Genomic DNA, 15,396 nt, shown 5'->3' with positions numbered 1-15,396 from the left:
GAGCTCGTGCCGGTCCCTGAGGTCGTCACGCTGCTTGTTTTATCGAAAGGCAGAAACACCACTCCCGCGGACTTGACCCTGTTGGTACGGTGTAAGGGTTGAAATATTAGATTTTGACTACAGAATTTTACAAGCGTTTGGGTGTGATGAACAGTGTCATTGATTTTCGCGGTCGCCCTTGCAGCTGTAGCGGTAATCACCGCGCCTCTGTTTGTGCGCCTGTTTGATCGGCAAGCTGGGTGGCCCCTTGCTTTGCTCTTACTTGCTTCCGCTGTGGTCCTTGCGTGGAACCTCCCTGCAGTTCTTCGTGGCGAAGCCCTCACCTTCGAGGCAGTGTGGGTGAGAGACCTCCTCGGCCCTGGTTCCGAAGTTGTATTCTCCTTAAACGCCGACGGGTTAGGCATCTTCTTTGCCCTGCTCGCGTTGGTGATCGGGGCGATTGTCTTTATTTACTCGGCGGCTTACCTGCCGAAGAAGCAGGGAAACACCAGCTTTTATACCATCATGACGGCCTTTACTTTGGCCGTCCTCCTGTTGGTGCTGGCCAACGACACCGTCGTGTTGTTTATTGGTTGGGAGCTCGTCTCCATCGCGTCCTTCCTGTTGATCGCACGCTCGGGCTCAAGCGGCGAGGCCGGCTCGTACCGCACTCTCGCACTTACCTTTATCGGTGGCCTGACCTTGCTCGCAGGCCTAGCGGTCGCTTCCGTTTCCGTAGGCACGACGAACCTGCAGGAGATTTTGCACTCCGATGTGTGGGCGCAGAACCCAGGGTTGACCAACACCGTCGCCGTGTTGATCGCGGTCTCCGCATTCACAAAGGCCGCGCAGTTCCCCTTCCACTTCTGGCTCCCAGAAGCCATGGCGGCGGCCACCCCCGTATCGGCGTTCCTGCACGCAGCGGCCGTGGTCAAGGCTGGCATCTACCTCTTGCTGCGCTTCTCCACCATCTTCCACGACGTCTCAGTGTGGAATTACCTGCTAATTATCGTCGGCATGGGCACCGCACTTATGTCCGCGGCCTTCGCCATTACGAAGACAGATCTAAAAAAACTCACCGCCTATTCCACGGTCTCCCACTTGGGCTGGATCGTGGCCACTATCGGCGTGGGCACACAGTTCGCCTTAGCAGCAGCACTTGTACACACGCTGGCCCACGCACTATTTAAGTCGAGCCTGTTCATGCTCATCGGCGTGATCGATCACCAGGCCGGCTCGCGCGATATCCGCAGACTGGGCAAACTCTACGACAAAATGCCGTTCACCTTCGCCTCCGTCGTGGTCGCAGCCGCATCGATGGCCGCCGTTCCCCCACTCTTCGGCTTCGTCTCCAAGGAAGGCATGCTCACCGCGTTCATGGATGCACCGGCCAGCGGCCTGTTGGTCGTCGTCGCAGCCATCGCGGCCTTCCTCACCTTCGTCTACTCCGCAAAAATCGTCTTCGGCGCCTTCGTCGACGGCCCGCGCGACATGACAGGCGTCAAGGAAGCCCCCGTTGCGCTGTGGCTTCCGGCAGCGCTACCCGGTTGGATGTCGGTGGTTGCGGTTTTCGCACTTTCGCTTATCGACGAGCCCATCTCCTCCGCAGTCCACGCCATCACGGGCACAAACGATTACCAGTCGCATTTGAGCCTGTGGCACGGCGTAAACACGCCACTGATTGTTTCTGTCCTCGTGCTCATCGCAGGTATTGCATTCCTCTTCGTGCGCAAGCCGGTCTGGGCCGCACTGGAGAACAAGAAGCTCTTCCCTTCCAGTGGCAACGAATTGCTCAACCTCCTAGTCCGTGGCATGACTGCCCTGGGTCGTGGATTTGGCGCAATGGCCAACACCTTCAACCCATCCCGACACCTGTTGTGGCTGGTCTTAAGCGTGATTGCACTGGGTATGGCTACTTTCTTCCTCACCACAGGTATCGACGGCATGCCACTGGCACCGCGCGCCGAGGGCCTGGATAACTGGTGGGACCTGCTCCCATTCGCCATCATCACTTTGTCGGTGATCGGCTTGATGTTTACTCGCCATCGCCTCGCGGCGGCCGTGCTCATCGGCACCGTTGGCGTGGGTATGAGTCTGCAGATGCTGATCTTGGGTGCTCCCGATGTTGCGCTGACGCAGTTCCTCGTCGAATCGCTGACGGTCATCGTGATCATGATGGTCGTGCGCTACCAGCCGCGGCTATTTCCGCCGGTTGGGAATCGTCGTAAAGCAATAGCTGGCGTCGTCGCCGTGCTCGCTGGCATTACCGCCTTCCTTGGCGTGTACACCCTGCTCGGCCGCCACGGCCGCTCTGACCTGGCGATGTGGTACCTCGACAATGCGGGACAGATGACCTCGGCGGACAATATTGTTGCCGTGATCATTGTGGAATTCCGTGGTTTCGATACTTTGGGCGAACTTTCCGTGCTGGGCATGGCCGCCGTGGTCATTGCCGCGGTGACCTCGTCGATGCCAAGGCACAAGTTCGAGAAGGGGCAGCGTCCGCGCCCATTCGGGCAGTCCCAGCTCAACTCGCTGCCGATGCGCAAGGGCATCCAATTGGCCATCCCAATTCTGGTGATTCTCTCCGCGCTGATCTTCTACCGCGGGCACCAAGCGCCAGGTGGCGGCTTCGTCGCGGCACTCGTTTTGTCCACGGCCTTCGGCCTGTCGTATTTGTCGAAGGGCAAGGACACCCTAGTGGTGAACAAGCAGACGCCGATCTGGCTGACGGGAATTGGCATTATCGTTGCCATCGGCGCGGGCTTCCTGGGACTAATCGAGGGCGGTTTCCTCTACGCCATCCACGGCGAGATCCTGGGTCAGCATCTGACCACCTCGCTGATCTTCGACGCCGGTATCTACCTTGCCGTACTGGGCATGATGACCATGGCCATCAACGCGCTGGGCGGCTACCTGCGCCCCGGCGTAGACAAGTCGGAGCTGACTTATAACCGCGACGGCGAGAACCCGTTGCCGGATATCCCGGAGCCCGAGGAACCGGAAGAGCCTGCAGAGCCGTATCCGCATCCGATTAACCCTGCGGCAAGCCCCGTCAATGTGTCGGCAAATGCAATTAAAGGCCATAACCCAACCACCGTTAAGGAGGATCGCAAATGATTATGGCGCTGACAATCGCCGTGCTGGTCACGGGAGCGGTGTATTTGATCCTGCAGCGTGGCATGGTCCGCATCGTGTTCGGCATGAGCCTATTCGGCCACGCATCGAACCTGACGCTTTTGGCCACGGGCGTCGGCGCGTGGCGCGGGGAGGCGTTCCCTTCGCGCACAAATATCGACGACATGTCCGACCCCCTGCCCCAGGCCTTCGTGCTCACCGCTATCGTGATCGCGATGGCCACCACCACGATCTTGCTCATGCTTGCGGCCCTAGGGAAGAACGATGACACGTTTGACGACGAGTCGCAGTCCCCGAGTGCAAAGGTCACGGACAATATCGGCGAAAACTACGCTCCAGAATTCGACCCGGATGCCGGCGAAGTTGCGCCGGGTGAGCTCAGTACGCCTGGGCGCACGGCGCATAAGTCACTGAAGAAGTCTGTAGAGAAGGAGGCCTAACCCATGACTGCTGACGTAATGCTTCCTTTGTTCGTTGCTTTCCCACTGATCATGTCGGCCTTCGCCGCACTTTCAAAGTCCAAGCTCGTCCACGACGTGCTGGGTGTTGGTATCCCGCTGATCAATATGGCGGGTGGCATCTGGCTCTACAACTACACCGCGGAACACGGCACGATCGCGCACGTGATCGGCCTCTACCAAGGTGGAGCAGGTATTTCCTTTGCTGCCGACGAGTTCTCGGCAATCATGTTGATCACCACGATGCTGGTTGCGGCCATCTCCAACTGGTTCGCCTCAGTAGCCGGTGAGACCCGCGCACGGTTCTACACGGCGCTTACGCTCGTGCTCATTACCGGTGTCTCCGGCGCGCTGCTCACCGCGGACCTGTTCAACTTCTTCGTCATGATCGAGGTCATGCTGCTGCCGTCCTATGGCCTGATCGCCATGACCGGTACCCGCAATCGCCTCGCCTCGGCGCGTACCTTCGTGCTGGTCAACCTCGCGGCATCGACGCTGCTGGTTCTTGGTGTGGGCTACGTCTACGGTGTCACCGGCGCGGTGAATATCGCCTCGCTGCAGGGCGCCGCCGCCGGCAATGGCCCGGTCACCGTGGCCATGGGCATCGTGCTCATTGCCATCGCCGCCAAGGCGGGCGTCTTCCCGGTGCACACCTGGCTGCCCCGGACCTACCCGTCGACCTCTGCCGCGGTGATGGGCTTGTTCTCTGGCCTGCATACCAAGGTCGCGGTGTACATGATCTTCCGTATCTATGTGGTCATCTTCGACATGGATAGCCGCTGGAACTGGTTCATCATCGTGCTCATGGTCATTTCCATGATGGTCGGTGCGTTCGCGGGTCTGGCAGAGAACACTATTCGACGAGTCCTTGCCTACCAGATGGTCAACGGCATGCCATTCATCTTGATCATGCTGGCTTTTACCGACGACGAGCCCCGCTACGCCCTAGCTGCTGGCCTGCTGTACACGCTGCACCACATGATTACCGTGGGTTCCTTGGTACTCAACTCCGGTGCCATCGAGGAAACTTACGGCACCGGCAACTTGTCTAGGCTTTCCGGACTGGCCCGCCGCGACCCATGGACGGCCGCAGTCTTTGCCGCTGGCGCCCTTTCCATTGTCGGCTTCCCACCGTTTTCCGGTCTGTGGGGCAAGCTCGCCGTGGTTTTCGCCGCAGCCCAGGCCGGAGATGCCCGCAGCTGGGTGGTCATCGGCGCGATCATTATCGCTTCCTTCGGCGCCATGCTGGCCATGATGCGCGTGTGGCGTGTGGTCTTCTGGGGTAAACCGATGATGCGCTACCCGGATAACCTCCGGATCCGGCCGACGCTTCTTGCCCCATCTGCCACATTAATGCTGGTGTCTCTCGTGATGTTCTTCGCTGCTGGACCGCTTTGGGATTCAGTGCTGACCAGTGTGGACGGTTTGCTCGACGTGGATTCCTACGTCACTGCCGTGCTCGGCGATAATCCAGTTGGAATTCCCGACGTTGGTTCCCTCCAGGGAGGTCAATAATGCACGTATTTAAGTATATTTTCTGGATCATCAAAGAAATCTTCGTCGCGGGTTTCACTACCGCTTGGGCCGCGTTCAAGCGCAACTCCGGCCTAGCACCCGTAGTGATTTATTACCCGCTGCGGGTCACCAGCGAGTGGGAAATGTTCTGGTTTTCCACCTCAGTCACTGCGACCCCCTCGACGCTCACCCTAGGATTCCGCGAGCCCGAGATCGAAGGCAATCCCCGCATCATGATCGTGCAGTCCGCCTTCGGTGCTGATCCAATAGACACGATCGCCGGTTTCGCGGACATGGAGGAACGTTTGTCGCCTCGGGTCAAGGAGATTCCCCTCGATCCCGCAGAGGTGTACTACGAGTACCCCTCCGAGCAGATCACTGATTCAGGCAAGGAGGTCTAACATGTTCGAAACAATTCTGACCGTCTGCATTGTCATCATGGGACTCGCCCTCGTCTCAGGGCTGATTCTCATCTTGCGCACCGCCGACAACTTCACCCGCGCAGTACTTTCCGACCTCGTGTTTTACTCCATGATCGCGATCTACCTGACGTGGACGCTCATGAATGACACCATGATCGGCTACGAAGTAGCGGTCCTCGCCGCGCTCGCCGGTGGCGTACTGCCCACCTTGTCCATGGCCCGCATCATCTCGAAAGGACGTCGCTAATGACCATCGCAGAAATTGTCGTCGCCGTTCTTGTCATCATTTCCACGATCATGGTCGTGGCAACTGCGATCTTGCAGTGGCGCGCCCCCGACGCGCTGACCCGGGTGAACCTGCTCGGCCCCCTGACCTGTGTGGCATTCCCGCTACTTGTCGTGGCCAAGCTGATCCGCGATTGGTCCAGCACGGGCTTTGAGTTTCACCTCTTCTGGCGCGCGATCGTGGCCATCCTCGGCGTGTGGATCATCGCCTCGGTCGGATCCTTCGTCATGGGCCGTTCCATCTACGGCGTCACGGTCGTCGATAAGCATGTCGGTATCGAAGACTAAAAAATAGCTTTACGACGAGCGCCTGCACGCAAATAACCCCCGAGCTGTGAGCTCGGGGGTTAAATGTTCTTACTGTTTTACTGGATTAGTTTGCTGCCTGCTTGCGAGCGAACTCTTCGCGAACCTTCTGGCCGAGGTTCTCGTCGACGTTGGTCCAGTACTGGTACACGCGCTCTTCGATGCCCTTGTCGGTGATGCCGTTCATCGCGTTGGTGATGTTGTCCACCAGACGCTCCTTCTCACCATCGTCGTAGACGTCGCGGTACAGGGTACCTGCCTGGCCGAAGTCATCGTCCTCTGCATGCTTGACGTATGCGTAGCGGCCGATGTCGGAACCGTGTGGCTCTGGGTTGACGTAGTTGTCTGCGCTCTGGCCGTACTCGGTGTGGTTGGAGGAAGAATCCTCGCCGTTGTCCAAGTAGCCAGCACCCTTGGAGTAGGTGTTCGGGGTGTAGTTTGGCTCGGACTCCTCGTTGAAGAAGTATGCCATGGAACCGCGCTCGGAGTAGGTGTTCACCTCGTTGATCGGACGGTTGACCGGCAGATCGCGGTAGTTTGGTCCGATGCGGTAACGCTGCTGGTCAGCGTATGCGAACACGCGAGCCTGGAGCATGCGGTCTGGGGAGAGGCCGATGCCTGGAACCAGGTTTGAAGGATCCAGCGCAAGCTGCTCGATCTGTGCGTGGAAGTTCTTTGGGTTGCGGTTCAGAACGAAGTAGCCCACATCGATCAGTGGGTAATCCTTCTTGGACCAAGTCTTGGTCAGATCGAATGGGTTGAAGCGGTAGTTCTCTGCCTCTTCAACTGGCATGAGCTGAACCTTGACATCCCAGATTGGGTAATCGCCCTTAGCGATGGAGTTGTACAGGTCCTCGCGGTGGTAGTCAGCGTTCTGGCCTGCAACAACTGCTGCCTCTGCGTCGGTGAAGTTCTCTACACCCTGGCGGGACTTGAAGTGGTACTTCACCCAGATTGGCTGACCCTCTTCGTTGATCCACTGGTAGGTGTGGGAGCCGTAGCCGTTCTGGTGACGGGAGGTCTTAGGGGTACCGCGGTCGCCCATCAGGTAGGTCACCTGGTGTGCGGACTCTGGGGTACGGGTCCAGAAATCCCACTGCATCTCAGCGGAACGCAGGCCGGAGGCTGGGTTGCGCTTCTGGGAGTGGATAAAGTCTGCGAACTTAATGCCGTCACGCAGGAAGAAGGTTGGGGTGTTGTTACCAACGATGTCGTAGTTGCCCTCTTCGGTGTAGAAACGCAGTGCGAAACCGTGCACGTCGCGCCAAGTATCTGGGGAGCCAGCCTCACCAGCAACGGTGGAGAAGCGAATTGCCAGAGGAGTTACTGCATCCTTCTGGAACAGCTTTGCCTTGGTGTACTGGGAAACGTCCTCGGTGATGTGCAGCTCGCCGAAAGCGCCGTGGCCCTTTGCGTGAGGGATACGCTCTGGAACGTTTTCGCGGTTGAAGTGAGCAAGCTTTTCAATCAGGTGAATATCGTTCAAAACGACTGGGCCCTGAGGACCTGCAGTCTGAGAAATGTTCTCGGATGGGACTGGGGTGCCGTTGTGGCGAGTGGTCTGGCCAGTGCCAGCTGGGCGCTCGCCGCGTGCCACGATATCTTCTACGGACTTATCAGCCACGTGAGACTCCTTAGGTAGAAATTATTAATCGGTCGCAATTCATAGTGTACGGTCGCCCGGATTGTTTAACAACCGAATTCAGTAAGTTCCCAGGCGCACACTCACCAGAATAACCAATTTTGGGGGCTGGTAACCTTTACTTTCGTGAACAGGCGTAATGACGAGCACGTTACCGAGCTGGCATTACGTGCCGGTCGGGGCGATAAGCGCGCATTAACGGAGTTCATCGAGGCTACCCACGATGATGTGTGGCGCCTGCTTGCCCACCTTGCCGGCCGCGAATATGCCGACGATCTGACCCAGGAAACTTATCTCCGCGTCATGGGCTCGCTGCCCAAGTTCGCCGCGCGCTCGTCGGCACGCACCTGGCTCCTCTCGCTGGCGCGTCGCGTCTGGGTCGACTCCGTGCGCTACGACATGGCGCGCCCGCGCAAGTCCGCCGTGGAGGTCGACGACGCGACGGCAAGTACCCCTAGCCCCGATAATCCGAATTCGTGGAGCGAGATCATCGATCTTCGCACGCTTATCGACGAGCTCCCGCCCGAGCGTCGCGAAGCACTCATCCTGACCCAGGTACTCGGCTATACCTACGAGGAAGCCGCCAACATTGCTGGGGTGCGCGTGGGCACGATTCGCTCACGCGTCGCCCGTGCCCGGCGCGATCTCATCGCGGGCACCGAAAAATAATCCACCCCTTTCCCCATCACTTTGGAAATAGTTTTGTAAGGTTACTCACAATACTTTTTCGTATAGTCATACTACTTTTCTAAGTTTCGGTGAGGGACCGCAATGATAAAACAAGTAATTAGCATCGGGCTCGCGTTCGTCGGCATCATTATCGGCGCGGGTTTCGCCTCCGGTCAGGAGACGATGCAGTACTTCGTGGCCTTCGGTTCCTGGGGCATCGTCGGAGCCGCGGTGAGCTCTCTGCTGATGATCATTTCAGGCATCGCTCTGATGCAGCTGGGCAGCTACTTCCAGGCCCGCGAACATTTGAGTGTGCTGAGTAATATTTCCAACCGCGTCGTCACGATCATTTTGGATGTTGCCACCACCATCACGCTCTTCTCGGTGGGCTTCATCATGTTCGCGGGTGCGGGTTCCAACCTGAATCAGCAGTTCGGCCTGCCACTGTGGGTCGGTGCCTTCCTCATGCTGGCACTCGTGCTGATCACAGGTCTGCTCGATGTCGACCGCGTCACCTATGTCATTGGCGCAGCCACCCCGTTTATCTTCCTCTTTATCTGCATCGCCACGATCTGGACTATCGTTCACGCATCTCCCGATATCGCGGCACTGAATATCGCCTCGCAGGATGTCAAGACCACCCTGCCGAACTGGTGGGTATCTTCGCTGAACTACACCGGCTTCAACGTCATGACCGCATGTTCGATGGCGATCGTCATCGGTGGCAACTTCTTGGACACCAAGGTCGCGGGCTGGGGTGGCCTCATCGGTGGCAGCATCTACTTGATCCTGCTCATGCTTTTGGCATTTGCCCTCTTCTTTGAGGTCGAGCTTGTCAATGGCGTGGACATGCCAGTACTGACCCTGATCAACGAAATCCACCCAATCCTGGGCATCCTCACGGCGATCGCGATCTACGGCATGATCTTCAACACCGCGATCTCCATGTTCTACGCACTGGGCAAGCGCCTAACCAAGCGCCAGCCGAAGCGCTTCTACCCTGTTTTCCTTGTTGCCTGCCTGATCGGCTTCGTCCTCTCCTTCATCGGCTTCCAGGATCTCATTGGCTTCGTGTACCCAATCCTCGGCTACATGGGCATCTTCCTGATCCTGGTCATTACGGTTGCTTGGTGGCGTGGCCGTTCCAAGCTCACCGTTGAGCAGCGCGTACGCATCCAGGCCCGCGACCTGATGCGCCGCAAGATGGACCCTCGCCTGCGTTTCTCCACCGCACAGCAGCACGAGCTGGCGAAACTCGTCGCCGCCTCGAACGTCCCGTCCGAGGTCTTCGAACAGAAACTCACCAGGGAGGTCACCGACGAGCTCATCGCCGACAAGAATTCCGGGTTTGACGAGACAAAAGATTCAAAGGATTCGCTTGTCAACGACTAGCTAGCGCCAAACGGCAGCACACCCGCTGCCCACAGCGCGGCTAGAACAATCAGTACAACGACAACAACAGCAACTATCGCGGCGCCTTTTTCTCGTCGCGATTTTTCGTTTTCCTGGACTTCTTCCAACTCGGCTTCACTCGAGGCACTGCCCTGATAAGCCTGATAGGAAGGCAAATAACCGGTCCGAGGTTCTTCGGGTTTCTCGACTATATCGGGTTTCTCGGGCACCTTGTCTGTGTCCGCGTCCGCTACGACAACCGGCATCGTCGAAGTCTGCGCCTCTTGGGCAAGCGCGCGCTTCGGTTCCTGTTTCGGCAGAGCTGGAATAGGCGAGATTGCCAAGTCCTCGTCTGCTGGAACCTCACCGGCACGGAAAGTCAGCGTCGGCTCCCCTGCGACAGGCGCGAAGAATCCCCGCACGACAGGCACAAGGCCCTTGTGTTCCAGCGCAGCTACGGTCTCAGATAGTGGCGCCTGCTCCACCACGTGGCCGACAAGGGTGCCGTCGAGCCTGACTTCCACCGAATCCTCGGCCGTGTGCAGACTAAGAAGTGCGTGCCGACGCCCACGCGCTGCTGGTCCTTGCTCCTCAGTTTCGAAAAGCTCCACGTTGTACACTGCGTCCCCGTCAAGCAATACCCAAGGAGAAGTGGGCGGGTTATTTTCCGGAACGCACAACCCTGGCCTGGGCAGACGTACTTCTAGCTCCACTTCCTTCTCACCGGCGGTAAGGGTAGCCCGCGCGGTTACCTGTGGCACCAGACCCGCCTGGCCAATCCAATCCAGCTCAGGATAGGCACGCCGATCGTATGTGCTAATCACGCCGATGACGGTGCTCTCGAAGAGGAGATAGAGCTCCCCCGATTGTTCATCGGGGATAATAATCACCGCGAGATCAAGCGCCGAAACTGCTGGCACCGTGGACTGCTCCTGGAACAGACCCGAGATTAACTCCGTGTCGACTTCCTCGACGCGAAGCTTACGAATTGCTCCGAGTCCGTGATCAGGCACAACATAGGTCTTCATCGGCGCTCCACCTTATAATTCACTCAACTTTCCTTGCACAAGTGTAGCCAGAAAAAGCTCCCACTCCGCCATTCACAGGGCTGTGGATTGGCGATGCGGGAGCTAATCGTCGTGAAGCGAAAAACTAGACGCTTGGATTCTCTTCCAGCTTAGAACCGCGGTTGACGGCAGAGACGATTGCCTTCACCGAAGCTCGCGTGGTGGAACCTGCAATGCCCACGCCCCAGGCAGGAGCACCGGCGATGTCGGCCAGGATGTAGCACGCAGCATCGGCGTCATCGCCCTCGGTGCGGGACTGCTGGGAGTAATCGCGGACCTCGACGTCAACGTTGATCTGCTCCAGCGCGTTCGCGAAGGCTGCGATCGGGCCGTTACCGGCACCTTCGATGGTCTTTTCTTCGCCGTTGTAGCGTACGTGGGCTATAACGGTTGCGTCGTCGTCATCTTGTTCCGCATTCTGGATCTTGTAGGAAATCAGCTCCAGTGGAGAATCGGAATCCAGGTACTCGCCTGCGAAGATGTCCCACATGTTCTTCGAGTTGACCTCGCCGCCCTCACGCTCAGTGATGGCCTGGACAACACCGGAGAACTCGGCCTGCATCCCGCGTGGGATGTTCATGCCGTGGTCTGTCTTCATGATGTAGGCAACGCCGCCCTTGCCGGACTGGGAGTTCACGCGGATCACGGCCTCGTAATCGCGGCCGACATCCTTCGGGTCGATTGGCAGGTAAGGCACCTCCCAGACGGTTTCGCGCAGCTCATCCCAGGTGACCTCGGTGGAGTCAGCGCCAGGGCGAACCTCGGAGGCCAGTGCGTCCAGGCCCTTGTTGATGGCATCCTGGTGGGAACCAGAGAAAGCGGTAAAGACCAGGTCGCCGCCGTAAGGGTGGCGCTCGTGAACTCGCAGCTGGTTGCAGTACTCCACGGTTTCGCGGACCTTGTTGATGTCCGAGAAGTCAATCTGCGGGTCGACGCCCTGGGTCAGCATGTTCAGGCCCAGGGTCACCAGGTCGACGTTGCCGGTGCGCTCGCCGTTGCCGAACAGGCAGCCTTCGATGCGATCGGCGCCAGCCATGTAGCCCAGCTCGGCTGCCGCGACGCCCTCGCCACGGTCATTGTGCGGGTGCAGGGACAGGATGATGGAATCGCGCTTCTTGAAGTTGCGGTTCATCCATTCGATCTGGTCTGCGTACACATTTGGCGTGATCATTTCCACCGTTGCAGGCAGGTTGATGATCATTGGGTTTTCCGGGGTAGCGCCCATCACGTCAACGACGTCGTTGCAGACCTCAACAGCAAAGTCCAGCTCGGTGCCGGTGAAGGATTCTGGGGAGTACTGCCAGCGCCAGTTGGTGTCTGGGTAATCCGCGGCGATCTCCTTGATCAGTTCTGCCGCGTCGGTGGCCAGCTTCTTAATCTCTGGACGATCCTTGCGGAATACCACCTTGCGCTGCAGCTTCGAGGTGGAGTTGTAGAAATGCACAATTACGTTAGGTGCGCCTTCACAGGCCTCGAAGGTACGGCGGATCAGGTGCTCACGAGCTTGGACCAGCACCTGAATGGTCACGTCCTCAGGGATCATGTCTTCTTCGATGATCTCGCGCACGAAATCAAAGTCGGTCTGCGAGGCCGAAGGGAAACCTACCTCGATCTCCTTGTAGCCCATCTGTACCAGCAGGTTAAACATGCGACGCTTGCGCTCTGGGCTCATCGGGTCGATCAGCGCCTGGTTGCCGTCGCGCAGATCCACCGCACACCACTGTGGTGCCTGAGTGATCTTCTTGTCTGGCCAGGTGCGATCCGGCAGGCTGACGGTTTCTACTTCCTGAGCAAAAGTCAGGTAACGCTCATGCGGCATTTGGGAACCGCGCTGCTTATTCCAAACAGGCTGGCCTTCGTTGCGTGGGCCGTTTGGGGTGCGGATTTCAGAAGGGGCAGAAATGAAAGAATCCGAAGGTGTCATGTCGCTCAAAGTCCTTTTATATAAAGCGTGCTGGGTGTGTTTTTAAGTCCACGACCGGCAACGCAAACTCCGCGACGGGGTGCCGGCCGTGTTTTAGACCTGATTCCCGCCGCGGCTTAGAAGGAGGAGCCGCGCGCCATATGGCGCCAGCGATGTCGACATGAAAGACATAGGACACACTGTAGCCCGAGAATGCAAAGTGTGACAACAAAACTGCAAAACTTGTTGGCAAAACTTGGAGACCTTGGAGACAGGGTGCACCCGAAACGTATGCGTCCTGCGGCCGAGGCCTAAGCCACACGCTTCCGCGCGAGCTTAAACGTGGCCACCGCCATTACTAATAGGGCTGCTACTAATACCGCATGTCCGATGGCGGTGGTCACGTGAAATTCCTCGCCTAAGACTAGGTAGCCGAGCGCGAAGGCCACAATGGGTTCGCACACCGTCATCGCTGGTAGAGACTGCGAGAGATTACCGGCAGCAAACGCCAGTTGTTGGACTGCCGTGCCAATGATCGCAGCGACGATCAGCGCGTAGAGGTGCCAGTTTTCCACAAGTTCTGCGAATCCGCCGGAGAAGAATTGGTCTGCCACGATCTTGGAAAGCACAGCCACATAGCCGAAAATTACCCCGCAGATTGCGCCGAGGATTAAGGCTTTGGGGGCGGCAGCTCGTCGATAAGCGAAAATCCCTGCGCCCAAACAGGCAACGCTGCCGATGACGACCGCGCCCCACCAGTCGGAGGTGTCGGGGCGACCGGCGCCGTGAGTGGGGCGACCATACATAACGACGATTGCCACCGCGATGGTCAACCCGCTCGCCCAAAGGGTGTCATGGCGGCTCAACGCCTTGCGATTCATCCGGGCCGACAGCAGCAAGGTGAACAACAACGACAGGACGAGGATCGGCTGCACCACCAACAGCGTGCCAAACCCGAGCGCGACCACCTGGAGTAAATACGCAACAAACGCGGCCGCGATGGTCAACCACCAAACGGGATGAGTAAGACCAGTCAGAAGAGCAGAGCGATTGCCGGTGCCGTTTGAGCTTTGGGCTGCAACTTGATTGACAACCTTATGGCGAATCACCGTCGCCCACGCGGTAGTCAAGGCGGACGCTAACGCAAATAGCACCGCCACAAAGCTGCTCTGCACGGCACTTACTTTAGGCCAGAGTGAATAATTAGGTGTGAGATAGAACGGGCACTGGCGATTATTCCGAGTCAACCAGGTAGGATAGCGAAACGACCGACGATATTTCCTTGGCTTGCTTCGTCTTGTTTCGCCAAGTTTCCCCAAATAACGAAAGGCGGCCCATCAGTGGCACTGGTCGTGCAGAAGTATGGAGGCTCTTCCCTGGAGAGCGCTGAGCGCATTCGCGCCGTGGCAGAACGGATCGTGGCAAGGAAGAAGCAGGGCGATGACGTCGTGGTCGTGTGCTCTGCAATGGGTGATACCACCGACGAGCTGCTCGAGCTCGCCGCTGCGGTCAACCCGGTGCCGCCAGCGCGCGAGATGGATATGCTGCTCACCGCTGGCGAGCGCATTTCGAACTCCCTGGTAGCCATGGCCATCGCATCGCTTGGAGCTGAGGTGCAATCCTTTACCGGCTCGCAGGCTGGCGTGCTCACCACTGAGCGCCACGGCAACGCGCGCATCGTGGATGTCACCCCGGGGCGTGTGCAAGAAGCACTTGACCAGGGAAAGATCGCTATCGTCGCTGGGTTCCAGGGCGTTAACCGCGAAACCCGCGACGTGACCACCCTGGGCCGTGGTGGCTCGGATACCACCGCGGTGGCCCTGGCCGCCGCGCTTAACGCCGATGTGTGCGAGATCTACTCGGACGTAGACGGCATCTACACCGCTGACCCGCGCATTGTTCCCGATGCGCAAAAGATTGAGCAGCTCTCATTCGAAGAGATGCTCGAGCTCGCAGCTGCCGGATCGAAAATTCTGGTTCTGCGCAGCGTCGAGTACGCCCGAGCGTTCAACGTTCCCTTGCGCGTGCGCTCGTCGTATAGCGATAATATTGGCACCCTTGTCACCGGATCGATGGAGGATATTCCCGTGGAAGAAGCAGTACTTACTGGCGTCGCAACCGATAGCTCCGAAGCAAAGATCAGCATCTTGGGCATCCCGGACAAGCCGGGCGAGGCCGCCAAGGTCTTCCGCGCTCTGGCAGATGCCGAGATCAATATTGACATGGTGATTCAAAACATTTCTTCCATTGAGAACAACACCACGGACCTGACGTTCACCTGCCCGAAGGCGGATGCTCCTCGCGCGGTCGAGCTGCTGACCAGCATGAAGGATGAAAACGGTTGGACCAACGTCACCTTCGACGACCAGATTGGCAAGGTTTCCCTGGTCGGCGCGGGCATGAAGTCCCACCCGGGTGTGACTGCTGAGTTCTCTGAGGCACTGCGCGATGCAGGCATCAACATCGAGATGTTCACCACCTCCGAAATTCGCATCACCGCCGTCGTGCGCGATTCCGAACTGGACAACGCAACGCGTGCGATCCACGACAAGTTCGAGCTGGGCGGCGAAGAATCCGCCACCGTTTACGCAGGCACCGGACGCTAAAACCACTTTTCTAA

General features: G+C 58.3%; 13 protein-coding genes. 9 read left to right on the top strand and 4 right to left on the bottom strand.

Features of this window, described 5'->3' with window-relative positions:
• The first annotated feature begins 153 nt into the window (after positions 1 to 153).
• The 6 genes from ACXZ66_RS01710 to ACXZ66_RS01685 are packed head-to-tail and all read left to right on the top strand — an operon-like array spanning position 154 to position 6,085.
• Complete coding sequence (locus tag ACXZ66_RS01710; protein ID WP_458750063.1) at positions 154 to 3,099, top strand: DUF4040 family protein; 2,946 nt, start codon at positions 154 to 156, stop codon at positions 3,097 to 3,099.
• A complete protein-coding gene (locus ACXZ66_RS01705) occupies positions 3,096 to 3,557 on the top strand; it encodes a cation:proton antiporter subunit C (protein WP_458750062.1) in 462 nt (153 codons plus the stop codon). The genes ACXZ66_RS01710 and ACXZ66_RS01705 overlap by 4 nt, the downstream gene beginning before the upstream one ends.
• A gap of 3 nt (positions 3,558 to 3,560) precedes the next feature.
• The gene (locus tag ACXZ66_RS01700; protein ID WP_458750060.1) at positions 3,561 to 5,090 is read left to right on the top strand and encodes a monovalent cation/H+ antiporter subunit D family protein; all 1,530 of its coding nucleotides are present in this window, start codon (positions 3,561 to 3,563) and stop codon (positions 5,088 to 5,090) included.
• A complete protein-coding gene (locus ACXZ66_RS01695) occupies positions 5,090 to 5,491 on the top strand; it encodes a monovalent cation/H+ antiporter subunit E (protein ID WP_458750058.1) in 402 nt (133 codons plus the stop codon). Before ACXZ66_RS01700 ends, ACXZ66_RS01695 begins: the two co-directional genes overlap by 1 nt.
• 1 nt (position 5,492) lies before the next feature.
• Positions 5,493 to 5,759: a cation:proton antiporter gene (locus ACXZ66_RS01690; RefSeq protein ID WP_458750056.1), complete on the top strand. Its 267-nt coding sequence runs from the start codon at positions 5,493 to 5,495 to the stop codon at positions 5,757 to 5,759.
• The gene (locus ACXZ66_RS01685) at positions 5,759 to 6,085 is read left to right on the top strand and encodes a Na+/H+ antiporter subunit G (RefSeq protein ID WP_458750054.1); all 327 of its coding nucleotides are present in this window, start codon (positions 5,759 to 5,761) and stop codon (positions 6,083 to 6,085) included. The genes ACXZ66_RS01690 and ACXZ66_RS01685 overlap by 1 nt, the downstream gene beginning before the upstream one ends.
• 85 nt (positions 6,086 to 6,170) lie before the next feature.
• On the opposite strand, the gene ACXZ66_RS01680 is transcribed toward ACXZ66_RS01685, so the two are convergent.
• Entirely contained in the window at positions 6,171 to 7,727 is a 1,557-nt protein-coding gene (locus tag ACXZ66_RS01680) for a catalase (RefSeq protein WP_458750052.1), read from the bottom strand.
• A 144-nt stretch (positions 7,728 to 7,871) separates the two neighbouring features.
• Here ACXZ66_RS01680 and ACXZ66_RS01675 point away from each other — a divergent pair, with 144 nt between their 5' ends.
• A complete protein-coding gene (locus tag ACXZ66_RS01675) occupies positions 7,872 to 8,414 on the top strand; it encodes an RNA polymerase sigma factor (protein ID WP_458750050.1) in 543 nt (180 codons plus the stop codon).
• 102 nt (positions 8,415 to 8,516) lie between these two features.
• Positions 8,517 to 9,806: a YkvI family membrane protein gene (locus ACXZ66_RS01670; RefSeq protein WP_458750048.1), complete on the top strand. Its 1,290-nt coding sequence runs from the start codon at positions 8,517 to 8,519 to the stop codon at positions 9,804 to 9,806.
• Here the strand turns inward: ACXZ66_RS01670 and ACXZ66_RS01665 are convergent.
• The 3 genes from ACXZ66_RS01665 to ACXZ66_RS01655 all read right to left on the bottom strand — a co-directional run bounded on the left by ACXZ66_RS01665 (position 9,803) and on the right by ACXZ66_RS01655 (position 13,951).
• Entirely contained in the window at positions 9,803 to 10,834 is a 1,032-nt protein-coding gene (locus tag ACXZ66_RS01665; RefSeq protein ID WP_458750046.1) for a hypothetical protein, read from the bottom strand. The two genes, ACXZ66_RS01670 and ACXZ66_RS01665, sit on opposite strands and share 4 nt — an antisense overlap.
• A 124-nt stretch (positions 10,835 to 10,958) precedes the next feature.
• Positions 10,959 to 12,797: a 2-isopropylmalate synthase gene (leuA, locus tag ACXZ66_RS01660; RefSeq protein WP_458750044.1), complete on the bottom strand. Its 1,839-nt coding sequence runs from the start codon at positions 12,795 to 12,797 to the stop codon at positions 10,959 to 10,961.
• 290 nt (positions 12,798 to 13,087) lie between these two features.
• Positions 13,088 to 13,951 (bottom strand): DMT family transporter, encoded by an 864-nt coding sequence (locus ACXZ66_RS01655; RefSeq protein ID WP_458750042.1) that lies wholly within the window; start codon positions 13,949 to 13,951, stop codon positions 13,088 to 13,090.
• 165 nt (positions 13,952 to 14,116) lie between these two features.
• Between ACXZ66_RS01655 and ACXZ66_RS01650 the strand changes: the two genes are divergently transcribed.
• Entirely contained in the window at positions 14,117 to 15,382 is a 1,266-nt protein-coding gene (locus ACXZ66_RS01650) for an aspartate kinase (RefSeq protein WP_458750040.1), read from the top strand.
• Positions 15,383 to 15,396 lie beyond the last annotated feature (14 nt).

Source organism: Corynebacterium sp. S7, assembly GCF_054401105.1.
This window is presented reverse-complemented; position numbering and strand designations above follow the sequence as displayed.